Genomic DNA, 22,483 nt, shown 5'->3' with positions numbered 1-22,483 from the left:
AGATTACAGGAAGTGATGTGCAGGAGTGAGTAATCACTACGAGGTCCTAGGTGTTGCACGCGACGCCAGTGGCGAAGAGATCAAGAAGGCTTACCGGAAGCTGGCCCGCAAACTTCATCCGGACGTCAACTCCGGGCCGGAAGCAGCTGAGGAATTCAAGCTGGTGACCCGCGCCTATGAAGTTCTCTCTGATCCGCAGAAGCGGCGCGTCTATGACACCACCGGAAACGAGAACGGAACGGATAACGGCTTCGGCGGCGGTTATGCCGGCCCCGGATTCGCATTCCAGGACATCTTCGAAACCTTCTTCGGAGGCGGCGGCCCCAGCGGTCCGCCGTCGCGGACCCAGCGCGGACAGGACGCACTCATAGCCGTCCGCATTGATCTCAAGGACGCCGTCTTCGGCACCAACAAGAAGATCGAGGTGGACTCCGCTGCGGTGTGCCCCACCTGCGACGGATCGTGCACCCAGCCGGGCACATCTCCGAAGACATGCGATATCTGTGGTGGCTCCGGGCAGGTGCAGCGCGCGGTCCGGTCGATCCTGGGCCAGGTCATGACGACGGCGACCTGCGGCACTTGCCAGGGCTACGGCACCGTCATTCCCCATCCGTGCAACGAATGCAATGGCGACGGCCGCATCCGTTCCCGCCGCAGTCTTACCATCAAGGTTCCCGCAGGTGTAGCCACCGGTACGCGGATTCAGCTTGCCGGACAGGGTGAAGCGGGCACTGCAGGAGGACCGCAGGGTGATCTGTACGTCGAGATCCGGGTCAACAGCGATCCCACCTTCCTCCGCGAAGGAGATGACCTGCACGCGACCCTGAGCGTGCCAATGACAGCGGCGGCGCTTGGCACCACCGTGACGATGACCAGCTTCGACGGGGACCAGGAACTGACCATCAAACCGGGAACTCAATCCGGAGAAGTGATCACGCTCAAGGGCCTCGGCGTCACCCATCTGCGGGGATACGGCAGGGGAGACCTTCTCGTGCACCTGAGCGTCGAAACTCCACGGAACCTTGATGCAGCCCAGGAAGAGCTGCTTCGACGCCTCGCGGAAATGCGTGGTGAGCAGTTCACCGAGGGGCAGCTGGCAAGCAGCGGATCAGGAGTCTTCGCCCGGCTGCGCGAGCGCCTCGGCAACCTCTGACCGGTAGAGAACCATGACCAACCAGGCATACTTCGGCGATCCTGCGGAGGTTCAGGCCGCCGTTGCCGGCGGCAGCATCACACTGCGAGGAACGGAAGCGCACCATGCAGCCACCGTGAAACGCGTGGTGGCCGGTGAGACGGTGGACCTCTTGGACGGCGAGGGAAACCGCCTGGGCTGTACCGTCGTCGATGTGTCCGGCGCGGCCGTCGTCATGACAGTGGATACGGTTTCCTTCGAACCGCTGCCGGCGACCCGCATCGTCCTGGTGCAGGCTCTTGCCAAGGGTGATCGGGCCGAGATGGCAGTCGAGGCCGCAACCGAGCTTGGCGTCGACGCGGTCGTTCCGTGGCAAGCGGACCGAAGCATCGTGAGGTGGCGCGCAGACAAAGCAGTGAAAGGGCAGGCGAAGTGGGAATCCGTCGTCCGTGCAGCGTCGAAGCAAAGCCGGCGTACCCGTGTGCCCGAGGTCCTCGACACAGTGGACAGCAGGGGCCTGGGGCGTTGGCTCGCCGATGTAGCGCACCCGGTCCTGCTGCATGAGGAAGGGCGAATTTCCCTTGCGAGCTATTGGAACCGCCGGTCCGAGGATCACACGGGAACAGTGGCGGTGATCGTGGGGCCCGAAGGGGGTGTGAGCCCGCAGGAGGTGACCCTGTTCGAGGAACACGGGGCCGTTCCCGTGCAGTTGGGAACCAACGTCCTGCGAGCCTCGACCGCCGGACCTGCGGCGATTGCCGTCCTGAATCAGCTCCTAGGCCGCTGGTAATAGGCCGCTGGCAAAGGGCCACTGCTGTTGAAGTGGTCAGCGGATGCTGACCAGCTTGTCATCTGCAATGGTGTCAGCGGCAGGCCCTTCGCCCGGGTCGGCTCCCGTCGATTCGTACACCTCGACAAGGTATGTCCCCTCCTCCAGGGAGACGCTGAATTCATAGAGTCCGACGGCACCCGTGCCCGCCTCGACGGGAACGGATCCAGCGACCACATCCTCCGTGAAAACACCGCCTGCATTCACCCGGCGGATCCGCCAATCGAGGCTCGGATCAGTTGTCGTGGTGCTCCCTTGGACGATGACCGTCCGGTCGTTTTTGAGGGAACTGTCCTGCGGATTGATGATCCAAACGGGAGCAATAGCACTCACGTCGCGTTGAAGAACAGACCCCAGCTCGATATGGCCGAACGCCTTGTAGCCGGCCTTCCCGTCCACCAGCAGCCGCACGCTGCTGGGACTGCCACTGATGATCAGCCCTGAGTTGGCTGCCGCGGCTGTCGCGGTGTACACAAGCTGCTGCACAGCACGTCCGGCAACATCAGCACCGATTCCAGCGGCGAATGAGTCTGACGAGATGTCGACGGTGATGACGTTGTCAGGCGAGATCGATGTATTGACCGCAGATGCTTCCAGCCAGGGGCTGTAGTAGTCGTCGTCGAGCGGTTCCGAACTTGTCATTGCCCAGACTGCGTCAGCGATCGGATCCCCGGAGGACTCACCGGGCAGGAACTCGCGGTAGAGGAGTCCGTTCGCACTTCCCAACCAGTAGACGGGAAGGAGTTCGTCGGAGTCGGTGGCTGTCGGGCTCTGCACGTCCAACTCGGGCATGCTGGCAGTCGATTCCAGGAGCAACTCCGCCTCTGTCCCCAGCTCCGAGGTGGGCTCTGCCGGTCCTCCGATGGTGCAGGCCTGGAGGCAGAGCGCCGCTGCAACGACGATGGATCCCTTCCAATGGCGGCCTGGAGTTCGGTTTCCGGAAGGAGGAGTGGCGGCCATGTGTTCGGCGTCTCCTCTCATCCAAAGTTATGAAAATGCATAGGTGCAGCACCGCTGTTGTTTCAACAATCGGCAATGCCGCGGAAGCATCCGGTGCCGCAGCGAGCAGCACAATCCAGCTTGGCATAGGTGCTGGCCGCTACTGTGCGGTTTTCCCGAATCGCCGCCTGACTGAAACGCGATTGATATCGGGCCGTTGCGTTCCTGAGATCTTCACCCTTTCGGACCCCCGGGAATGATCGGCCTGCATCACGCAAGCGGTGGCAGGGCTGCGGCGGTACGCTTGTAGGAGGCTTATTCGCAGGCCTGGACCAGTAGATCACCGGAAGATCCGGCATACACAAGGAGAGATGGAAGGCTCAAGGGCCGCTACTATGACCGATTCCGCAGTGGGTATGGGGGCCGCCGGCCTGGACAGCCGGGTCATTCAATTCGATTCCGCCGACCAGATGGTGCAGGCCCTGGGCGCCAACGACGAGGCCCTTGCCATGATCGAAGGGGCGTTTCCCGGCGTCAAGCTGCACGTCCGCGGCAATGAACTGTCCATCACGGGTCCCGCGACCGACGTTGGGCGCACCGAGCGCCTGATCGGTGAGGTACGCACTCTTGCTGCAAACCAGACGCCGGTAACCGCGCAGGTGCTCGAGCAGCTGCTGTTCATGCTGAAGACGCAGGGTGCAGCGAAGCCGGCCGAGATCCTGTCAATGAACATTCTCTCGTCGCGCGGCCGCACCATCCGGCCCAAGACAGTCAACCAGAAGAATTATGTCGAAGCGATCGACGCGCACACCATCGTCTTCGGCATCGGCCCGGCGGGTACAGGCAAGACCTACCTGGCAATGGCCAAGGCTGTTCAGGCCTTGCAGCACAAAGAAGTCAACCGAATCATCCTCACCCGTCCCGCAGTGGAGGCCGGGGAACGATTGGGCTTCCTGCCGGGCACGCTCAACGACAAGATCGACCCCTACTTGCGTCCGCTCTATGACGCGCTCCACGACATGATGGATCCGGACTCGATTCCCCGCCTCATGGCTGCCGGAACCATCGAAGTGGCACCCCTTGCCTACATGCGTGGCCGGACTTTGAATGACGCGTTCATCATTCTCGACGAGGCGCAGAACACCACGCCTGAGCAGATGAAGATGTTCCTGACGCGGCTTGGTTTCGGATCGCGCATGGTAGTCACGGGCGACGTGACCCAGGTTGACCTGCCGGGCGGCACCAGCTCGGGCCTCCGGGTAGTCAGTGAGATCCTGCAGGGTGTCGACGACGTCGCATTTTCCCGCCTGGATGCCACCGACGTCGTAAGGCATCGTCTGGTCGGCGACATCGTCTCCGCCTACAGCAAATGGGACGAGTCGCAACGCGCGTCGCTGAACGGCCGCCGGAATACCGGAAAGGCTGGCCGCAATGAGCATTGAGGTCAATAACGAGTCCGGAGTCGAGGTCGACGACGAGGCACTGGTCCGGCTCGGTCGCCACGTGCTGGAGCGTCTTTTCGTGCACCCCGAATCAGAGCTGTCGATCATCCTGGTCGACATCGAGGCCATGGAGAAGCTCCACATCGAATGGATGGACGAGCCGGGACCCACGGACGTTTTGTCCTTTCCCATGGACGAGCTGCGTCCCGGCACCGCCGCGCGGCCAACTGCGTCAGGCATCCTCGGCGACGTCGTCCTCTGTCCTGAAGTGGCCCGCACTCAGGCGGACAACGCCGGGCACAGCATGAATGAGGAGCTTCTCCTGCTCACCACACACGGCATGCTCCACCTGCTGGGTTTCGACCACGCGGAACCCGAAGAGGAGAAAGAGATGTTCGGTCTCCAGCGGCAGCTTCTGGCCGACTTCCTTGGCGGTGCCGCCCCGCGGGAAACCACGCGGTGACCGCGCACAGAGCGATGAAGCAGTTCCGACCATGATCGTCTTCCTGCTGGCGCTGATGGCAATCGTATTTGTGCTGATTGCAGCGCTGGTCACCGCTGCTGAAGCGGCCTTCAGTTTTCTTTCCCGCCAGGAAGCGGAAGCGCATCTCCACGGGCCGAGAGGCAAGTACGTCCAGCGCATCCTCGACTCGCCCGTGTCGCATATGCACGCGCTGCGGTTCTGGCGTGTCTGGTTCGAGATGGCTGCCGCTGTAGCGGTGGCGCTCCTGTTCGCCGACGTGCTGGACAACATCTGGATTGCCGGGCTCCTGGCTACCGTCACAATGGCGGGCCTGGGTTTTGTCCTCGTGGGGGTTTCACCCCGCCAGCTCGGCAGGACACACGCTGCGACGCTCGTACCGGTGACCGCACATCTCGTAGGTGTGCTGCGGGTCGTGCTTGGACCCATCCCTCGCTGGCTCGTCGGTGTCGGAAGCGCACTTTCTCCCGGTTCGGCGCGTGCCGAGGCTGCATTCTTCACCGAGGAAGAATTCCGCGCGCTCCTCTCGCGGGCGAATGAGGCGGAGATGATCGAAGACAGCGAAGCTGAACTCATTCACTCGGTTTTCGAGCTCGGTGACACCAAGGTGCGCTCGGTGATGGTGCCCCGTACGGACATGGTCTCGATCGAAGCTGGATCGACCCTTCGCCAGGCGATGTCGCTGTTCCTGCGTTCGGGATACTCCCGTGTGCCGGTCATTGGGGACAACGCTGACGACGTTCGGGGCATTTTGTACCTCAAGGACGTCGTTGCGGTACTGAACGCCCAGAACCACGATGATCAGGATCCTGTCGATGACGTTTGCCGCGATGTCCGGTACGTTCCCGAGTCCAAGCCGGTCAGCGACTTCCTGCAGGAACTGCAGCGTGAGTCGACCCACGTTGCGATTGTCATTGACGAGTACGGGGGTACGGCGGGTCTCGTGACTCTCGAGGACCTCATCGAGGAAATCGTGGGCGAGATCGTCGACGAGTACGATTCGGAAGTCCCCGAGATGGAGGAGCTTCCAGAGGGCGGGTTCCGCGTCAGCGCGCGGATGAGCATCGATGACCTTGGCGAACTCTTCGACATAGATCTCGAGGATGACGAGGTGGACACTGTCGGTGGCCTGCTCGCAAAAACGCTTGGTCGTGTGCCGATCGTCGGCAGTGAAGTGCGGGTGGGCGACATTGCTCTGCGCGCGGAACGCGTCGAAGGACGGCGTAACCGTGTCTCGCATCTACTCGCATGGAAGGTCGAGCGGCAGTCGGAAAGCGACGACCACGCAGACCAGTTCAATGAAGGTTCGAGGGAAACGGTGGATAACAAATGAGCACCCAGCAATACCGCGCGGGATTCATCTCGCTGGTAGGCCGTCCCAATGCAGGCAAGTCGACCCTGACCAATGCGCTCGTCGGCCACAAGGTGGCCATCACCTCGGCCAAACCCCAGACAACGCGCCACACCATTCGCGGCATTGTGCACCGTGAGGATGCCCAGCTCATCCTTGTCGACACGCCGGGCCTGCACCGGCCCCGCACGCTTTTGGGACAGCGCCTCAACGATCTTGTTGCCGACACTCTCGCCGAGGTTGACGCCATCGGATTCTGCCTTCCTGCCAATGAGCAGATCGGTCCCGGTGACCGCTATATCTCAGCCCAACTGGCGCAGCTCAAGCGCAAGCCCGTTATCGTCGTCGTTACAAAAGCTGACCTCGTCAGCAAGGAGGTGCTGGCACGCCAACTGCTTGCGGTGGCTGAGCTCGGCCGCGAGGTGCTTGGCGAGGACGGTTGGGCGGATGTGGTGCCTGTGTCCGCCGTCGACGGGTACCAGGTGTCCACCGTTGCCGACGTTTTCGCGACCCACATGCCGGAATCTCCGCCGCTGTACCCCGATGGTGAGCTGACCGACGAGCCGGAGGCCGTCATGGTCGCCGAACTCGTCCGGGAAGCAGCCCTTGAGGGAGTGCGCGATGAGCTCCCGCATTCTCTCGCCGTCGTTGTTGAGGAGATCGTTCCGCGCGAAGGCCGGCCGGAGGACAACCCACTGCTTGATGTGCGCGTGAACCTGTATGTCGAGCGCCCCTCACAGAAGGCCATTGTGATCGGCAAGGGAGGCGCGCGCCTGCGCGAGGTTGGGACGGCCGCACGGAAGGGGATCGAAGCGCTGCTCGGCACGAGGGTATACCTCGACTTGCACGTGAAGATCGCGAAGGACTGGCAGCGCGACCCGAAGCAACTCGTTAAGCTCGGCTTTTAGCCGTCCGTAGTGGTTGCAGTATTTTCGGGCACTACGGGCGACCGCTGCTCGTTGACCTACAGATGCCTCCCTGGGGGCGGCAAGAGATCGAACCAACTCGAAAGGGCCGAGGGTCATGAGTGAATCCGGCGGCGGGCGTCCTGGCTCTCCGGATGGCATACGTCTGGGGACGGGCGGCCGGCACCTCGGCAGGGGACGTCCGCGTGTCCTGCAGATCGTCGCGATCTCCCTCGTCGCCGCGCTTGTGGCGGTCGTAGGATTCGTGGCTTTTTCGGTGGTTCGCCTTCAGGGGAACGTTGCTACCGAGCCGCTCAATCTGTCGACGGACGGCGAGACGCAGCTGCCGGTCGACCTGAGCCGCGACCCTGTGCAGATCCTCATCATCGGCAGCGATACCCGAACGGGTCAAGGCGGGGATACGGAGCCGGAGGATGCCGAAGGTCAGGCGGATGTCATGATGCTCATGACCATGTCCGCAGACCGCAGCAACGTAACGATGGTCTCCTTCCCGCGCGACCTGCTGGTGCCGCTGCCGGGGTGCCACAACCCGGAGACCGGTGCCGCTAGCGATGCCATGGCGTTGGGGCAGCTGAACAGTTCACTGGCCAACGGTGGACCGGGTTGCACCGTTGCAGCCATTAACGAACTTACCGGCCTTCAGGTGGATCACTTCATGATGGCCGACTTCAAAGCCGTCACCGAGCTGTCGAAGGCCGTCGGCGGCGTCGAAGTGTGCGTGAATCAGGAGGTCGATGATGAGTACTCCGGCCTGAAGCTTCCGGCGGGAACCAGCGAGATTGAGGGTGAACAGGCCCTCGCGTTCCTGCGGACCAGGCATAGTTTCGGGAGCGGCGGCGATGAGGGACGCATCCGCGCGCAGCAGGCTTTCCTTGCCTCGCTGGCTCGCAAGGTCAAGAGCGAGGGCACACTGACCAACATTCCGCGCGTGTACTCCATTGCGGAGGCCGTTACGCAGAACCTCACGGTTGATGACGGGCTCGTGGAGATCCCGGAATTGCTCAAGCTTGCAGGCAGGTTGCAGCAGGTGGACCTGGGTAACGTCGCATTCGTGACCGTACCGGTCGTTCCCTACGAGGTTGACCCGAACAGGCTTGTCCTTGACGAGGAAAAGGCGGACGATCTTTTTGCCGCGCTCCGGAACGATCGGGACATCACCAAGCCCGTGCAGGAGCCCACGCCGTCTGCTAGCCCGAGCACCGGTCCTTCTGCGGAGCCTGAGCCCACCGAACCTGTTCCTACCCCGACCGCAGAGGAGCTCGGCTTCGATCCGGCGCTTGTGCCGATCACAGTGCTCAATGCATCAGGTGAGTCCGGACGCGGGCAGGAGCTGCAGGAGGTTCTACTCGGCGAAGGATACACACAGGCGGCCGTCTCAGACGCCGATGACCGGCCGGCGACCCAGCTGTTCGTCGGCCCCGGCTATGAAGGGATAGCGCCCGCCGTCGCGGAGCTCTTCGGTCTGGCTGAGGTCCAGATCGTTCCGAGCGCTACGGCGATCGGACTCGAGCTTTCCGTCGGCAGCGACTTCACCGAAGGCGAGACCGTCGAAACGGAGGGCATCGCAGGTGACCTGCGCGGCCAGACAGCGGCGCAGGTCACCTGTCAGTCCTGAGGAGCTACCAGATACGCACGCGGTCAGCGGGCGCCAGCCACAGCGCGTCCGAATCCGTCACGGAGAAAGCTTCGTGAAACTCATCCAGGTTCCGGACCACCTGGTTGCATCGGAATTCGTTCGGTGAATGCGGATCAATGGCAATGCGGCGCGCTGCTTCCTCCGGACGGATGTTCTGTCGCCAGCATTCGGCCCAGGAGTAGAAGAATCGCTGGATTCCCGTGAGGCCGTCAATCACAGGCGGCTCGGTTCCATCGAGACTAATTAAGTAGGCGGCCAGGCTGATTCCCAGTCCGCCGAGATCGCCGATGTTCTCGCCCAGGGTCAGCTTCCCATTGATCGGGTGATCCGGTGCCTCCGTAGGAGCCAGGTCGGCATACTGGCTCACCAGTTGTCCGGTCAGCGCCTCGAAAGCAGTTCGGTCCGCTTCCGTCCACCAGTTGTGCAGTGCTCCCGTCCCGTCGAACTGGGATCCCTGGTCGTCGAATCCGTGTCCGATCTCGTGACCGATGACCGCACCGATGGCACCATAGTTAGCCGCCGGGTCCGCCTCGGCGTCGAAAAACGGCGGTTGCAGAATCGCAGCGGGAAATACGATCTCGTTCATCGTCGGCATGTAGTAAGCGTTCACGGTTTGCGGAGTGAGGTGCCACTCGCCGCGGTCGATCGGGCCGCCGAGCTTTGCCAGTTGCCGGTCCGTTTCAAACTCGGTCGCTCGCCGCACGTTGCCATACAGGTCACCCGGGACAATCTGAAGCGTTGAATAGTCGATCCAGGAGTCCGGGTAGCCGATCTTCGTGGTGAAAAGACTCAGCTTCTCGAGTGCCCGCTTTCGCGTGTCAGCGCTCATCCATGCCAAACGGCTGATCCGCTGGTGATAGGCCGCCAGGAGGTTCTCCACAAGTTCACCCATGATGGCCTTGTGTGATTCCGGGAAATGCCGCGCCACGTATTCTCGACCGACAGCTTCGCCGAGGGCCCCTTCGACAACCGCAACGCCTCTCTTCCATCGCTCCTTGAGCTGGGGTGTGCCGCTGAGCTTGGTCCCGTAGAACGCAAAGTGGACGTTCACGAAGTCCTCACTCAGGTAGGGTGCCGCCTGCAACAGCACCCGCGCAGCCAGCCAGTTCTTCCAGACGGGAACCGGTACTTCATTCAGGGCGTCCATCAGGCCGGCCAGGTATGCCGGCTGGTTCACGATCACTTCCTCCGGGAGCCCGACGCCGGCAGCCAGCTCTGTGAGCCACGCTGCCAGGAGGGGAGCTTCCGCCGCCAGATCAGAGGTGCGGCGAAGGTTATAGGTAGCCTGCGGATTCCGCCGCGTCACGGTGTCCATGTGCGACGACGCGAGCCTCGCCTCGAGATCGAAGGTGCTGGCCGCGGCAGCGCGGCTCTCCGGGCGGCCCGCCAGTTCGAAGAGCTGATGCAGCATCTTTACGTAGCCAAGACGTGCCTCCTCGAACTTCTCTTCCCGGTAATAGGACTCATCGGGCAAGCCCAGGCCGGACTGGTAAAGATGGAGGAGATAGCGCTCAGGGTTACCGGCATCGTTGCTGACATAGGGGAGGACTATTCCCGCGGCGCCGGAGCGCGTGAGCCGAGCATCAAGCCGGGCCAACTCATCCACTGTTTCGGCCGCATCGATAGCGGCGAGAACCGGCTCGACAGGCGTCGCGCCCTCGCTGTTCAGATGGCTGACGTCCATGAAGTCAGCGAATAGCGCACCGATCCGGAAGCGATCGCCGTCGTCATCCTTGTCGGCAGCGGCGTCTTCGACAATCGCACGCACGGCGAGTTCAGCGGCATCCGCGAGTTGGGAGAAGGATCCCTCGCGTGCCCGGTCGTCGGGGATAGGGGTGTTCTTCAGCCATCCGCCGTTGACATGGCGGAAGAGGTCGTCCTGCGGGCGGACGTCGGGATCGACGTTTGCGAGATTGATGCCTGTTGCTGTCATCGAGGCTCCTTCGTTGGTGCGTCCTCTCATCCTAGGGGCCGTGCTAGTGTTGAAATGTGCGCGCAGAGATGCTCCTTCTTAGCTGCCGTGGCGGGGCTCAACCGACAGGCTAGTCACCAATGGACTACCGAGTCGCAGGCCGAACCCCCGCTGCGGAGTTGGTGATGCCGGCCACCATCCTGTGAAGCCAGAGCCTGAGCGCTCACCCAAGGAAAGGCCACAATCGCCATGCGCAACGCACAGAAACCCTCCGGAATGCCCTTCCATAAGTATGTTCCGTTTCAGGACCAGATCACCGTGGACCTTCCGGACCGGACCTGGCCGGACAAGATCATCACGAAGGCTCCGCGCTGGTGCGCAGTCGACCTCCGGGACGGCAATCAGGCTCTGATCGACCCGATGAGCCCTGAGCGCAAGCACAAGATGTTCGACCTGCTCGTGCAGATGGGCTACAAGGAAATCGAGGTTGGTTTCCCCTCGGCTTCACAGACGGACTTCGACTTCGTTCGCCAACTCATCGAGGGCGACCGCATCCCGGACGACGTGACCATCCAGGTGCTCACCCAGGCGCGCGAGCACCTGATTGAGCGGACGTACGAGTCCCTTGAGGGTGCCGATCGCGCAATTGTCCACCTATACAACTCGACGTCGGTGCTTCAGCGCCGGGTGGTGTTCAACCAGGACATGGACGGCATCGTCGATATTGCGCTCACCGGCGCGAGGCTGTGCCGGAAGTTCGAGGAGAACATGGGCGACACGCACATCACGTACGAGTACTCGCCGGAATCCTTCACCGGTACTGAGCTTGAGTTCGCCGCGCGTATTTCCAACGAGGTCGCCGCAGTCTTCGAGGCGTCCGCAGATCGCCAAATGATCCTGAACCTGCCGGCAACCGTCGAGATGGCGACGCCGAATGTCTATGCAGATTCGATTGAATGGATGTGCCGGAACCTGGCCAACCGGGACGCAGTAATTTTGTCGCTCCACCCGCATAATGACCGCGGCACCGGTGTCGCGGCAGCGGAACTCGGCTACCTCGCCGGAGCGGACCGCATCGAAGGGTGCTTGTTCGGCAACGGTGAGCGCACCGGAAACGTCGACCTTGTGACCCTGGGCATGAACCTGTACGGGCAGGGGATCGACCCGCAGATCGACTTCTCCGACATGGACCACATCCGCCGCACGGCTGAATACTGCAACCAGCTCAACGTGCCTGAGCGCTCCCCGTACGGTGGGGACCTCGTGTTCACTGCGTTCTCGGGGTCACATCAGGACGCCATCAAAAAGGGCTTCGAATGGATGGAGGCAGATGCCGCTGCCGTCGGTAAGACCGTCGAGGACATTCCTTGGGCCGTTCCGTACCTGCCGATCGACCCGAAGGATATCGGGCGCTCTTACGAGGCCGTCATCAGGGTCAATTCGCAGTCCGGCAAGGGCGGCGTCGCGTATCTGCTCAAGCACGAGCACAGCCTCGACCTGCCCCGCCGGGCGCAGATCGAGTTCTCCGGAGTAGTTCAGCGGCGCACTGATACCGTCGGCGGTGAAGTCAGCGGAGCAGAGTTGTGGGAGATCTTCCAGGACGAGTACCTGCCCTCACGCAATGGATCCTGGGGACGCTACGTCCTGACGTCCACCAACACCGACACAGCTGAGGACGGTCGGCTCAACCTGACCGCCACGCTCCTGGTTGACGGGGTGCAGCAGCGACGCACCGCGCAGGGCAACGGACCGATCGACGCACTTCTGTCCGTCCTGGGTCAGGACGCCGTCGATGTGCGTGTTCTTGACTACACCGGGCACGCGCTGTCTTCCGGCGGTAACGCACGGGCTGCGGCCTACGTCGAGTGTGCGGTGGGCGAGCGCGTGCTGTGGGGCATCGGCATCGACGCAAACTCGACCATGGCGTCCCTGAAAGCGGTTATTTCCGCGGTCAACCGCGCCATCCGGGATCAGGGCTAAGCCCCAAGGGAATGCGGATTGGAGCCCGGGCGCGGCGACGGCCGCACCCGGGTGCCGGAGTGGGAAAATAGAACGTGGCCAGATCATTTGCGGCGCGTACCTACCGGGCGGAGGGCGTTGTCCTCCGTACCTACAAGCTCGGTGAAGCAGACCGGATCATTGTCCTGCTCACCCGTGATCATGGCCAGGTCCGCGCGGTGGCGAAGGGCGTCCGGCGCACGAGCAGCAAGTTCGGGGCGCGCCTCGAACCGTTCATGACGGTGGACCTCCAGCTCGTTTCAGGACGGACTCTTGACGTCGTGACACAAGCTCAGACGCGTGGAGCCTACGGACACGGCATCGCAGCAGATTACTCCCGGTATACGGCGGCAGCAGCGATCGCGGAAACAGCGGAGAAACTGACCGACGCCGACGGTGAGTCCGCGGCAGCACAATACGGCCTTGTCATCGGCGCTCTGTCAGCCCTCAGCCGCGGGCTCCACCCCTCGGAACTGATCCTCGACTCCTACCTGCTGCGGGCATTGGCAACGGCCGGGTGGGCACCCAGTTTTACGGATTGTGCGCGCTGCAGCGCCCCTGGCCCACATACGGCATTCTCAGCTGCGCTGGGCGGGGCTGTGTGTGCTTCCTGCCGACCGCCCGGCGCAGCGTCGCCGTCGGCGGAGGCCATGGAGCTCCTCGGTGCGCTTCTGTCCGGCAACTGGGCGGTGGCGGATGCGGCTGCGGATTTCGCGCGGCGGGAAAGTGCAGGTCTGGTGGCAGCCTACGTACAGTGGCATCTGGAACGTGCAGTCAAGTCCCTTAAACATGTGGAGCGTGTGTGACAAGATCCCCAGGCGAGCCGTCGCAGCCGTGGCCCCATCCGAGCGGTGAGCTTCCGCCGTCGATCCCTATGGAGCTGGTTCCGGCCCACGTTGCGATCGTCATGGACGGAAACGGACGATGGGCCAACCAGCGTGGCCTGCCCCGTACCGAAGGACACCGGGCGGGAGAAGCTGCGCTCCTGGACGTTGTTGCGGGAGCCATCGACATCGGGGTTCGGCACGTCAGCGTATATGCCTTCTCCACCGAGAACTGGAAGCGGTCCCCAGATGAGGTGCGTTTCCTCATGGGGTTCAGCCGGGATGTTCTGCGCCGCCAGCGCGACCAGCTGAACGAGTGGGGGGTGCGGATCCGGTGGGCGGGCCGGCGTCCCCGCCTCTGGCGCTCGGTGATCAACGAACTTGAGGTAGCTGAGGAAAACACGCGCAGCAACTCGGTGTGCACTTTGACCATGTGCGTGAACTATGGGGGACGGGCAGAGATCGCCGACGCTGCACGAGCCATCGCGGAGGACGTGGCAGCAGGGCGGCTCAAAGCGTCGTCGGTGTCGGAGAAAACCATTCAGCGGTACCTGGATGAGCCGGAACTGCCGGACGTCGACCTGTTCCTGCGCACCTCCGGCGAGCAACGGACCTCGAATTTCATGCTGTGGCAGTCGGCTTACGCGGAGATGGTGTTCATGGACGTCCTTTGGCCGGACGTCGACCGCCGCACGCTGTGGAAGGCAGTCGAGGAGTATGCGTCTCGGGACCGCCGCTACGGCGGCGCAGTGGATAAGGCGCGCACCTGACGATCAGGTCTGTGTCACCGATCCGCAGAAGACACTGATCCGCTGAAGCAGCGCACCCAACGGTCGAGCTCCTCGTACACCTTCCGCCTCACGGGTTCCGAGGACAGCAACGTGTCGTGCAGGGCACCGTCGAACCGGCATACCGTGACGTGCGGGCCGAGCTGCAGTGCGCGCTGGGTCATGACCGTAACGTCAAGCACACTGTCGGAGGAGAGCATCGCGTCATTCCACACCGGACTGATCGTTGACCGCGCGGAGGCCAGGACCAGCACCGGAACGTCGATGGAGAGCCCGCGGCGCACCTGGGCGTGCCCGTTCAGTACGGCGGTGAGCCAGCCCGCACGAATGGGAAACCCGAACTGCGGTCGCCAGAGGCCATTCAGCTCCCACTCGCCGTCGGCCTTATTACTGATGCTTCGCCAGTAGAACCCAAATTCGGGTAGCTTCAGGCGTGCCTTGGGCCTGAATCTGGTAATCGGCTCAAGCAGTCCCTGAGTCGTGGTGCGCAGGATCGCGCTGCCCTGGATATCAAGCCACGGGCTGTTGAGTATGAGGCTGGAGATTCTTCCGGGGAACCGGTCGGCCCACAGCGAGGCTACAAGTGCGCCGGTCGAATGTGCCATGAGGGAGATCCCCGCCGGGGCTGCCCCGGTTCTGGACTCGATGTCTTCGGCGACAGTCGTCAGCGCAGTGGCGATGTCGTCGTCGTAATGGGAGAGGTCGGTGACATAGCCAGGCGTCTGCCAGTCCCGCAGGCTTCGACCGTATTTGCGCAGGTCCAGTGCGTAGAAGGCGATTCCATGGTCGGTGAAAAACCGCGCCAGCTCCTGCTGGAAGAAGTAGTCACTCCAGCCGTGCACGTACAGTACGGCCTGAAGTGGCTCTGGGGGCTTACCGCCGCTGAGCCGGTGCAGCAGTCCGCGTGCGGTGCTGCGCAGATCCGTCGGCCCCCCAACGCGTGGCGGCGTGTACGAGACGAGGGTAGCTACGCAGGGACCTTCCTCATCGGCGCCGAGATCGAGCTCGGTGAGGGCAAAACCGTCACCGAGGTGGTCCGGTTGCCAGTTGATGCCCATGGTTTGAGGATATCGGCGCCGGTACCGAAACTTGGTGAAGCGGCAGGCGCCGTGGGAACTTTGATCCATGCGAATTTATCCTGCCTTCTTCCGCGTTGTCTTCAGCGGGATGGACCCCGAGCGCGCGCACGGAATCGGCTTCCGGCTAATCCGGTGGACCGGCAGGACTCCGGCGGGCAACGTCCTGCGTCGCATCACCCGGCCGGCTCCCGAACTGCAAACCACAGCATTCGGTGTGACCTTCCCGTCGCCGTTCGGTCTTGCCGCAGGTTTCGACAAGGAGGGGCACGGCATTGCTGCCCTTACAGACCTCGGATTCGGCCATATCGAGGTGGGAACCATCACCGGACAGGCCCAGCCCGGCAACCCCAAGCCACGCCTCTTCCGGCTGGTCGAGGACCGGGCGGTCATCAACCGGATGGGCTTCAATAACGACGGCGCTGCTGCCGTAGCCCCGCGCATCGCCGCAGCGCGGCGAACCCTTGAGCGACGCTATCCGACGCTGCGGCCGGTCATCGGAGTGAACATCGGCAAAACCAAAACGGTCGACCTGCGCGATGCCATCGCTGACTACCGAGTCTCGGCCGAAGCGCTGGCTCCGGTTGCCGACTACCTGGTGGTGAACGTCAGCTCGCCGAACACCCCGGGATTGCGTTTGCTGCAAAGCGTGCGCTCACTCCGTCCGCTGCTGAAAGCTGTCCGCACGGCCGCCAACGCAAGTGCGGGAAGACACGTACCGTTGCTCGTCAAGATCGCTCCGGATTTGACCGATGAGGACATCGACGAGGTAGCGGCCCTGGCGCTCGAACTGGAACTCGACGGAATCATCGCAACGAACACCACGATCACGCGGGAGGGGTTGACCACCGCCGCTGAAAAGGTAATGGCGTACGGTGTCGGAGGGCTGAGCGGTGCTCCGCTCAAGACCCGTTCGTTGGAGGTGCTGACCCGGCTTCGTCAGGCGGCCGGTCCGCAACTTGCCATAATTTCCGTGGGCGGAGTGGAAACCGCGGACGACGTCGCGGCACGGCTGGAGGCTGGAGCCACCCTTGTCCAGGGCTACACGGCGTTCCTCTACGAAGGGCCGTTCTGGGCGTCGTCCATCAACCGCGCACTGAAGCGCCGGATTCCGCTGAACCGCTGAGCGGCTGCGCCGCCGGATTCCGCTGAACCGCTGAGCGGCTGCGCCGCCGGATCCCGCTGAACCGTTGAGCGGCTGCACCGCCGGGCGTTCCTCAAGGCGTAAGGGAAGGAAGCCTGCGAACCAGGCTGCTTAGCTCTAGGCGGGGTACTGGCCGCGGCCGACCTGCGTCTTGGGCAGTCGGAGCCGGCGGATCTGCATGGCGCGCGAAATCCCATACCAAAGATCTCCTCGGCCGGGCTCGCCGAATTTTTCGGTCAGCCGGGCCTTGAGCTTGCGGCGCAGCAGCAGGCAGTCGACAACCACGGCAAGGATGATCACCCAGAAAGTGAGCATGACATAACCCTGGAACGTGAGGTTCGGGACGAAGCTGAGCACAACGAAGACCAGCGCGGCGAACATCAGAAACTCGGCAACGTTCCACCGGGCATCCACGTAGTCGCGAACGTACCGGCGGGCAGGGCCCTTGTCGCGGAAGGGGAGATGACGTTCGTCGCCGTTCTCGAGGGCGCGGCGCATGCGCATCTGCTCCTCGCGGCGGGCCAGCCGGTTGGCTTCACGTGCTGCCTTGCGGTCATTGGGAACGAGGGGGCGCTTGCGTGCGGCCTCCTGGACGCTGCGCTTCGGCGTGGGCGCACCCTTGCCTGCCGACCTCAGGCGTTGCTCTTCTGCGGCTTGCTCGGCGGGGTTCTCAGCAACGGCAGCGTCTTTTTTTCGTCCAAACACCCCTCTAGGATACCCGGCCAACGGGCAGCGGATTCCGCGCCCGTGTGTAGGCTCGGGGCATGATCAAGCTATCTACCGATACCCCGCCGGAGACTATGGTTACCGCCTTGCGTTCCAGCGTTGACGCGGCCTTCTCGCGAACCGTCGAGGAGCTGAAGTCCCTTGTCGCCATCCCGGGCGTGGCCTGGGAGGCCTTCAACCCCGCCGAATTGGACCGCAGCGCCGAAGCGGTCGCCGCCCTGGTGCGTTCCACCGGCATCGAGGACGTGCGCATTCTGCGAGTCGACAACGATGGCACGCCCGGAGGTCCCGCGGTCGTGGCGCGGCGCCCTGCGGACGCAGGAAAGCCGACAGTGCTCCTGTATGCACATCACGATGTGCAGCCGCCGGGGGAGCGCGACCTGTGGGAGAGCGAGCCCTTCATCGCCGAGGAGCGCGGGGAGCGGCTGTACGGCAGGGGAGCGGCAGACGACAAGGCCGGTGTGATGGCACATATCGCTGCCTTCCGGGCGGTTTCCGATGTGCTGGGCGACGGCCTTGGCCTCGGCATCACCCTCTTCATCGAAGGGGAGGAGGAGGCCGGGTCTCCCACGTTCCGCCGCTTCCTTGAAGAGCACCGCGAGTTGCTTCGCTCCGACGTCATCGTGGTTGCCGACTCGAGCAACTGGAAAGTCGGTGTACCGGCACTGACGACCAGCCTGCGGGGCCTCGTCGACGGCACCATCGAAGTCCGTGTACTGGATCACGCGGTTCACTCGGGCATGTTCGGTGGTCCTGTCCTGGACGCTCCCACCCTGTTGTCCCGCCTGATAGCCACACTGCACGACGACGACGGCAGCGTCGCTATCGAAGGGCTTCTCGCCACGGACGATGCGACCGTTGATTATCCTGAAGCCGCATTCCGGGCGGACGCTTCAGTTCTGGATGGTGTCCAGTTGGCCGGCACCGGCTCCCTCGCGTCCCGGTTGTGGACCAAGCCCGCCCTGTCCATCATTGGCATCGATGCTCCCAGCGTGGCGGTGTCCTCGAATACGCTCCTCCCAAGCGCGCGGGCGAAGTTCAGTCTCCGCCTGGCACCGGGGCAGGATCCTGAGGAGGCGATGGCCGCCGTCGAACGCCACGTGCAGGCGCACGCTCCTTTCGGGGCGAAGGTGACGTTCACTCCCGGAGAGTCAGGAAATCCCTTCTCCACAGATACCACCAGACCCGCCGCCCAGATCGCCCTGTGGGCGCTTCGGACGGCGTGGGGCACGGAGCCTGTCGAGGCCGGTATCGGTGGGTCCATTCCATTCATCGCCGATCTGACAGAGGTATACCCGGACGCGCAGATTCTCGTCACCGGAGTGGAGGATCCTGATTCCAGGGCACACAGCGCGAATGAATCGCTGCACCTGGCCGAATTCAGCCGGGCGGTCCTGGCCGAGGCCCTGATGCTGGCCAGGCTCAATGCCGCCGGCGCAGCGGACGGGTCGTAGCACCTGCCGGGGCGGCTCGAACGTGTGTGGAATGTTTCGCGGGCATGGTTCGTTACATAGCTGGGCAGCCGTGTGCACGGGACGTACCATTGAACGGACGCGCTGCGAAGCGCTAATAGCCATATGCCGCCCGACGCTGTGTTCGTCGGCACGGATCCGGCGCGGCAGGCACAAGCTAAGGAGAACGCACATCATGAGCACATCAACAAGCGAACCGACTACCGAAGTCGCCGCAGAGACCGAACTGCCGGTACACGAGGTAAACCTCTCAGATGTCGCCGCCAACAAGGTACGCAGCCTTCTGGAGCAGGAAGGGCGCACCGACCTCCGGCTTCGCGTCGCAGTACAGCCAGGCGGATGTTCCGGGCTCATCTACCAGCTCTACTTTGACGAGCGTGTACTGGACGGGGATGCGGTTCGCGATTTCGACGGCGTGGAAGTCATTGTCGACCGCATGAGCGTTCCCTACCTCGCTGGCGCCTCCATCGATTTCGAGGACACCATCTCGAAGCAGGGATTCACCATCGACAACCCCAATGCGGGCGGCTCCTGCGCCTGCGGTGATTCCTTCCACTAAGGGACCGCCCACACAGTACGAACGACGAAGCCTCCGCCATGTATCCGAAACAGGTACACGGCGGAGGCTTTGTTGTCACACGATGGCTGCCGTTGCGGGTAAGCTCTACAGTGAGTAGTAAAACTGAAAGTGCATCGCATTTGGGCTGGCGCCCGAGTAGCGGCGTGCACCGGAAATGCTGTCACCGTCGGTGGCACCGCACGTAAGAAAAGGAAGGGCCGTCTGTGAGTTCGCAGGACCGAACCGGCAGCCGACGCGCAAAGATTTTCAAGGTTTCAAGCCTCGTGGTCGTGGCTGCGCTGTTCTTGTCTGGTTGTTCATCAGAAGTCCAAAAAGGTTGGCTGCCCGCTGAGCGGGACAACACCGACCACACCGGCCGGATCATTGACCTGTGGGTCAACTCCTGGATCGCCGCCCTGGTTGTTGGCGTGATCACCTGGGGTCTGATCATCTGGTGCATCGTGGCGTACCGCCGTCGTCGTAATGAGACCGGCTATCCGCGCCAGATCAGCTACAACCTTCCGCTGGAAGTGTTCTACCTGACCATCCCGCTGTTCATGGTGCTGGTGTTCTTCTACTTCACCGACCGCGACCAGCAGGTCATCGACACACGTGTCGAGGATCCCGATGTCATCATTGATGTCCGCGGCAAGCAGTGGTCGTGGGACTTCAACTACGTCCTTGAGGACAAGTATGACGCCGGCGTGCAGGCTCAGCTCGATGGTGAACCAGGAGTACCTGAGACACTGCCGACCCTCTACCTGCCGGTGAACCAGACGGTGGAGTTCCGCCTCAACGCCCGCGACGTACTTCACTCGTTCTGGGTTCCCGCCTTCCTTCAAAAGCGCGACATGATCCCTGAGCGCGAAAACTACATCACTCTGACCCCCACGCGTGAAGGCGTCTTCGAGGGTAAGTGCGCCGAATTGTGCGGCGAGTACCACTCCGAAATGCTGTTCAACGTGGCGGTTGTTTCCGAAGAGGAATACGAAGCGCACCTGGAGACCCTTGAGGACGGCCAGCTTGGCGAAGAGTACGACCGCAATCCGCGTAGCGGGGTCGACGGCGAAACTCCGAGCAGCGTCAACGATCAAATTGGGCAGGATTGATTAGATGTCTACTTACGAATACACCGCCGAGGACGCCGGCACTACAGTCGCTCCGCGGGTCATCCCGCGGTCCAAGGGACGTATCGTCGTCAACTGGATCACCTCAACGGACCACAAAACGATCGGGTACATGTACCTGATCTCGTCGTTCGTGTTCTTCTGCCTCGCCGGTGTGATGGCTCTTGTTATCCGCGCCGAGCTGTTCGAGCCGGGTATGCAGATCCTGCAGACCAAGGAGCAGTACAACCAGCTGTTCACCATGCACGGCACGGTGATGCTCCTGATGTTCGCGACGCCGCTGTTCGCGGGTTTCACCAACGTGATCATGCCGCTGCAGATCGGTGCGCCCGACGTCGCCTTCCCGCGGCTGAACGCGCTTGCTTTCTGGTTCTTCCTCTTCGGAAGCACAATCGCAGTGTCGGGCTTCATCACCCCGCAGGGTGCCGCGTCGTTCGGGTGGTTCGCCTATGCGCCGCTATCCAACACGACGTTCTCGCCGGGTGTCGGTGGTGACCTTTGGGTGTTCGGCCTTGCCCTTTCCGGCTTCGGCACCATCCTGGGTGCAGTGAACTTCATCACCACTATCATCTGCATGCGCGCTCCAGGCATGACCATGTGGCGCATGCCCATCTTCACCTGGAACGCTCTCGTCACATCGATTCTCGTGCTGATGGCCTTCCCGCCGCTGGCTGCCGCGCTGTTCGCCCTGGGCGCTGACCGGCGCTTCGGAGCACACATATTTGACCCGGACAACGGGGGAGCTATTCTCTGGCAGCACCTGTTCTGGTTCTTCGGCCACCCCGAGGTCTACATCATCGCCCTTCCGTTCTTCGGTATCGTTTCGGAGATTTTCCCGGTCTTCAGCCGCAAGCCGATCTTCGGTTACAAAGGCCTGGTCTACGCAACGATCGCGATCGCTGCGCTCTCTGTGACCGTTTGGGCACACCACATGTACGTGACCGGAGCGGTCCTGCTGCCGTTCTTCGCTTTTATGACCATGCTGATTGCAGTGCCCACCGGCGTGAAGTTCTTCAACTGGATCGGCACAATGTGGCGGGGTTCCATCACTTTCGAGACTCCCATGCTCTGGAGCCTCGGCTTCCTCGTGACCTTCCTGTTCGGCGGCCTGACCGGAATCATCCTGGCCTCACCGCCTCTGGACTTCCACGTCTCGGACACCTACTTCGTGGTCGCCCACTTCCACTACGTCGTCTTCGGCACCGTTGTGTTCGCTATGTTCGCGGGCTTCTACTTCTGGTGGCCGAAGTGGACCGGAAAGATGCTCAACGAACGACTGGGCAAGATTCACTTCTGGCTCCTCTTCCTTGGCTTCCATGGAACCTTCCTGATCCAGCACTGGCTGGGCGTGATCGGTATGCCGCGACGTTACGCGGACTACCTACCCGAGGACATGTTCACCGCGATGAACCAGTTCTCAACGATCGCCTCCTTCGTTCTGGGTGCCTCCCTTATTCCGTTCTTCTGGAACGTGTACGTCACTTGGCGCAGCGGTACGAAGGTCGAGGTCGACGATCCCTGGGGCTTTGGAGCATCGCTCGAGTGGGCAACGTCGTGCCCGCCGCCGCGTCACAACTTCACCTCGTTGCCTCGCATCCGCTCCGAGCGGCCTGCGCTTGACCTCCACCACCCGGAGCTCGCGCAGTGGCATACACCAAGTTCACCGGCAGGTCAGCTGCTCGGATCCGCTGATCGGAAGGACGCGTAAATGAAGGTAGAAACTCGGCTCTTCTTCTGGGGAGTACCCTTCTTTGTCCCCGTCGCCTTGGTCTACGGCTTTCTGACCAACTGGTCTGAATGGGTAGGCATACTCGGTATCCTCCTCGTGGGTGGTCTCGCTGGGATGATCGGCTTCTATCTGGGGTTCACGGGCCGCCGCGTTGGCTTGCGGCCGGAGGACCGCCGTGACGCCGAAATTCATGAGGGCTCCGGCGAACAGGGTCACTTCAGCCCCTGGAGCTGGTGGCCGCTGGTGCTCGGTTTGTCAGCAGCAGGCGGATTCCTCGGTCTGGCCGCCGGATGGTGGATCCTCTACATTTCGGCCGGACTCGCAGCCATTGCGCTCGTTGGATGGGTGTACGAGTACAGCCGGGGAGACCACGCCCACTAGGCGCCTGTAAG

General features: G+C 62.7%; 20 protein-coding genes. 16 read left to right on the top strand and 4 right to left on the bottom strand.

Annotated features, from left to right (window positions below; all coding sequences use genetic code 11):
- The first annotated feature begins 25 nt into the window (after positions 1-25).
- Both dnaJ and M1D74_RS08730 read left to right on the top strand, forming a co-directional pair.
- Positions 26-1,153, top strand: coding sequence for a molecular chaperone DnaJ (dnaJ, locus tag M1D74_RS08735; RefSeq protein ID WP_309070027.1), 1,128 nt, complete (start codon positions 26-28; stop codon positions 1,151-1,153).
- Between the two features lie 13 nt (positions 1,154-1,166).
- Positions 1,167-1,922: a 16S rRNA (uracil(1498)-N(3))-methyltransferase gene (locus M1D74_RS08730; RefSeq protein ID WP_309070028.1), complete on the top strand. Its 756-nt coding sequence runs from the start codon at positions 1,167-1,169 to the stop codon at positions 1,920-1,922.
- A gap of 36 nt (positions 1,923-1,958) precedes the next feature.
- Here M1D74_RS08730 and M1D74_RS08725 read toward each other — a convergent pair whose 3' ends face one another.
- Positions 1,959-2,921: a GerMN domain-containing protein gene (locus tag M1D74_RS08725; protein WP_309070029.1), complete on the bottom strand. Its 963-nt coding sequence runs from the start codon at positions 2,919-2,921 to the stop codon at positions 1,959-1,961.
- 374 nt (positions 2,922-3,295) lie between these two features.
- Here M1D74_RS08725 and M1D74_RS08720 point away from each other — a divergent pair, with 374 nt between their 5' ends.
- From M1D74_RS08720 to M1D74_RS08700, 5 genes are all read left to right on the top strand, one after another.
- On the top strand, positions 3,296-4,342 hold the full coding sequence (locus M1D74_RS08720) for a PhoH family protein (RefSeq protein WP_309070030.1): 1,047 nt from the start codon (positions 3,296-3,298) through the stop codon (positions 4,340-4,342).
- Positions 4,332-4,805 (top strand): rRNA maturation RNase YbeY, encoded by a 474-nt coding sequence (gene ybeY, locus M1D74_RS08715; protein WP_309070031.1) that lies wholly within the window; start codon positions 4,332-4,334, stop codon positions 4,803-4,805. Before M1D74_RS08720 ends, ybeY begins: the two co-directional genes overlap by 11 nt.
- 31 nt (positions 4,806-4,836) lie before the next feature.
- Positions 4,837-6,156, top strand: coding sequence for a hemolysin family protein (locus tag M1D74_RS08710; RefSeq protein WP_309070032.1), 1,320 nt, complete (start codon positions 4,837-4,839; stop codon positions 6,154-6,156).
- Complete coding sequence (gene era, locus M1D74_RS08705) at positions 6,153-7,082, top strand: GTPase Era (protein WP_458115093.1); 930 nt, start codon at positions 6,153-6,155, stop codon at positions 7,080-7,082. The genes M1D74_RS08710 and era overlap by 4 nt, the downstream gene beginning before the upstream one ends.
- 115 nt (positions 7,083-7,197) lie before the next feature.
- Entirely contained in the window at positions 7,198-8,715 is a 1,518-nt protein-coding gene (locus M1D74_RS08700; RefSeq protein WP_309123622.1) for an LCP family protein, read from the top strand.
- 4 nt (positions 8,716-8,719) lie between these two features.
- Here the strand turns inward: M1D74_RS08700 and M1D74_RS08695 are convergent, their stop codons facing one another.
- On the bottom strand, positions 8,720-10,669 hold the full coding sequence (locus tag M1D74_RS08695; protein WP_458115092.1) for a M13 family metallopeptidase: 1,950 nt from the start codon (positions 10,667-10,669) through the stop codon (positions 8,720-8,722).
- Positions 10,670-10,897: 228 nt separating this feature from the next.
- Between M1D74_RS08695 and leuA the strand changes: the two genes are divergently transcribed.
- The 3 genes from leuA (at position 10,898) to M1D74_RS08680 (ending at position 14,240) form a co-directional block, all read left to right on the top strand.
- Positions 10,898-12,628, top strand: a complete 1,731-nt coding sequence (gene leuA, locus M1D74_RS08690; protein WP_458115091.1) for a 2-isopropylmalate synthase — start codon at positions 10,898-10,900, stop codon at positions 12,626-12,628.
- Positions 12,629-12,702: 74 nt separating this feature from the next.
- The gene (gene recO / locus M1D74_RS08685) at positions 12,703-13,452 is read left to right on the top strand and encodes a DNA repair protein RecO (protein WP_309071829.1); all 750 of its coding nucleotides are present in this window, start codon (positions 12,703-12,705) and stop codon (positions 13,450-13,452) included.
- Positions 13,449-14,240, top strand: a complete 792-nt coding sequence (locus M1D74_RS08680) for an isoprenyl transferase (protein ID WP_309123625.1) — start codon at positions 13,449-13,451, stop codon at positions 14,238-14,240. The genes recO and M1D74_RS08680 overlap by 4 nt, the downstream gene beginning before the upstream one ends.
- Positions 14,241-14,254: 14 nt before the next feature.
- Here M1D74_RS08680 and M1D74_RS08675 read toward each other — a convergent pair whose 3' ends face one another.
- Complete coding sequence (locus tag M1D74_RS08675) at positions 14,255-15,316, bottom strand: alpha/beta hydrolase (protein WP_458115090.1); 1,062 nt, start codon at positions 15,314-15,316, stop codon at positions 14,255-14,257.
- Positions 15,317-15,383: 67 nt separating this feature from the next.
- On the opposite strand from M1D74_RS08675, the gene M1D74_RS08670 reads away from it, so the two are divergent.
- Positions 15,384-16,460, top strand: coding sequence for a quinone-dependent dihydroorotate dehydrogenase (locus tag M1D74_RS08670; protein ID WP_309123626.1), 1,077 nt, complete (start codon positions 15,384-15,386; stop codon positions 16,458-16,460).
- Positions 16,461-16,595: 135 nt separating this feature from the next.
- Here M1D74_RS08670 and M1D74_RS08665 read toward each other — a convergent pair whose 3' ends face one another.
- Positions 16,596-17,183, bottom strand: coding sequence for a DUF3043 domain-containing protein (locus M1D74_RS08665; RefSeq protein WP_309123627.1), 588 nt, complete (start codon positions 17,181-17,183; stop codon positions 16,596-16,598).
- Positions 17,184-17,242: 59 nt separating this feature from the next.
- On the opposite strand from M1D74_RS08665, the gene M1D74_RS08660 reads away from it, so the two are divergent.
- From M1D74_RS08660 to M1D74_RS08640, 5 genes are all read left to right on the top strand, one after another.
- Positions 17,243-18,658 (top strand): dipeptidase, encoded by a 1,416-nt coding sequence (locus tag M1D74_RS08660; RefSeq protein ID WP_309123628.1) that lies wholly within the window; start codon positions 17,243-17,245, stop codon positions 18,656-18,658.
- A 193-nt stretch (positions 18,659-18,851) separates the two neighbouring features.
- Positions 18,852-19,235 carry a HesB/IscA family protein gene (locus M1D74_RS08655; protein ID WP_309071823.1) on the top strand — a complete coding sequence of 128 codons (384 nt, stop codon included), beginning with the start codon at positions 18,852-18,854 and terminating at the stop codon, positions 19,233-19,235.
- Positions 19,236-19,459: 224 nt separating this feature from the next.
- Positions 19,460-20,344 carry an aa3-type cytochrome oxidase subunit II gene (gene ctaC / locus M1D74_RS08650; RefSeq protein WP_309071822.1) on the top strand — a complete coding sequence of 295 codons (885 nt, stop codon included), beginning with the start codon at positions 19,460-19,462 and terminating at the stop codon, positions 20,342-20,344.
- Between the two features lie 4 nt (positions 20,345-20,348).
- Complete coding sequence (gene ctaD / locus M1D74_RS08645; protein WP_309071821.1) at positions 20,349-22,070, top strand: aa3-type cytochrome oxidase subunit I; 1,722 nt, start codon at positions 20,349-20,351, stop codon at positions 22,068-22,070.
- Positions 22,071-22,472: a cytochrome c oxidase subunit 4 gene (locus M1D74_RS08640; RefSeq protein ID WP_309071820.1), complete on the top strand. Its 402-nt coding sequence runs from the start codon at positions 22,071-22,073 to the stop codon at positions 22,470-22,472.
- Positions 22,473-22,483: the final 11 nt, after the last annotated feature.

The organism is Arthrobacter sp. D2-10 (assembly GCF_054161285.1).
This window is presented reverse-complemented; position numbering and strand designations above follow the sequence as displayed.

Excerpts from the sequence above, each read along its gene's own strand:
- M1D74_RS08730 (WP_309070028.1), top strand. The coding sequence starts at position 1,167 with ATGACCAACCAGGCATACTTCGGCGATCCTGCGGAGGTTCAGGCCGCC.
- M1D74_RS08725 (WP_309070029.1), bottom strand. The coding sequence starts at position 2,921 with ATGGCCGCCACTCCTCCTTCCGGAAACCGAACTCCAGGCCGCCATTGG.
- M1D74_RS08720 (WP_309070030.1), top strand. The coding sequence starts at position 3,296 with ATGACCGATTCCGCAGTGGGTATGGGGGCCGCCGGCCTGGACAGCCGG.
- ybeY (WP_309070031.1), top strand. The coding sequence starts at position 4,332 with ATGAGCATTGAGGTCAATAACGAGTCCGGAGTCGAGGTCGACGACGAG.
- M1D74_RS08710 (WP_309070032.1), top strand. The coding sequence starts at position 4,837 with ATGATCGTCTTCCTGCTGGCGCTGATGGCAATCGTATTTGTGCTGATT.
- era (WP_458115093.1), top strand. The coding sequence starts at position 6,153 with ATGAGCACCCAGCAATACCGCGCGGGATTCATCTCGCTGGTAGGCCGT.
- M1D74_RS08700 (WP_309123622.1), top strand. The coding sequence starts at position 7,198 with ATGAGTGAATCCGGCGGCGGGCGTCCTGGCTCTCCGGATGGCATACGT.
- M1D74_RS08695 (WP_458115092.1), bottom strand. The coding sequence starts at position 10,669 with ATGACAGCAACAGGCATCAATCTCGCAAACGTCGATCCCGACGTCCGC.
- leuA (WP_458115091.1), top strand. The coding sequence starts at position 10,898 with ATGCGCAACGCACAGAAACCCTCCGGAATGCCCTTCCATAAGTATGTT.
- M1D74_RS08675 (WP_458115090.1), bottom strand. The coding sequence starts at position 15,316 with ATGGGCATCAACTGGCAACCGGACCACCTCGGTGACGGTTTTGCCCTC.
- M1D74_RS08670 (WP_309123626.1), top strand. The coding sequence starts at position 15,384 with ATGCGAATTTATCCTGCCTTCTTCCGCGTTGTCTTCAGCGGGATGGAC.
- M1D74_RS08660 (WP_309123628.1), top strand. The coding sequence starts at position 17,243 with ATGATCAAGCTATCTACCGATACCCCGCCGGAGACTATGGTTACCGCC.
- M1D74_RS08655 (WP_309071823.1), top strand. The coding sequence starts at position 18,852 with ATGAGCACATCAACAAGCGAACCGACTACCGAAGTCGCCGCAGAGACC.
- ctaD (WP_309071821.1), top strand. The coding sequence starts at position 20,349 with ATGTCTACTTACGAATACACCGCCGAGGACGCCGGCACTACAGTCGCT.
- M1D74_RS08640 (WP_309071820.1), top strand. The coding sequence starts at position 22,071 with ATGAAGGTAGAAACTCGGCTCTTCTTCTGGGGAGTACCCTTCTTTGTC.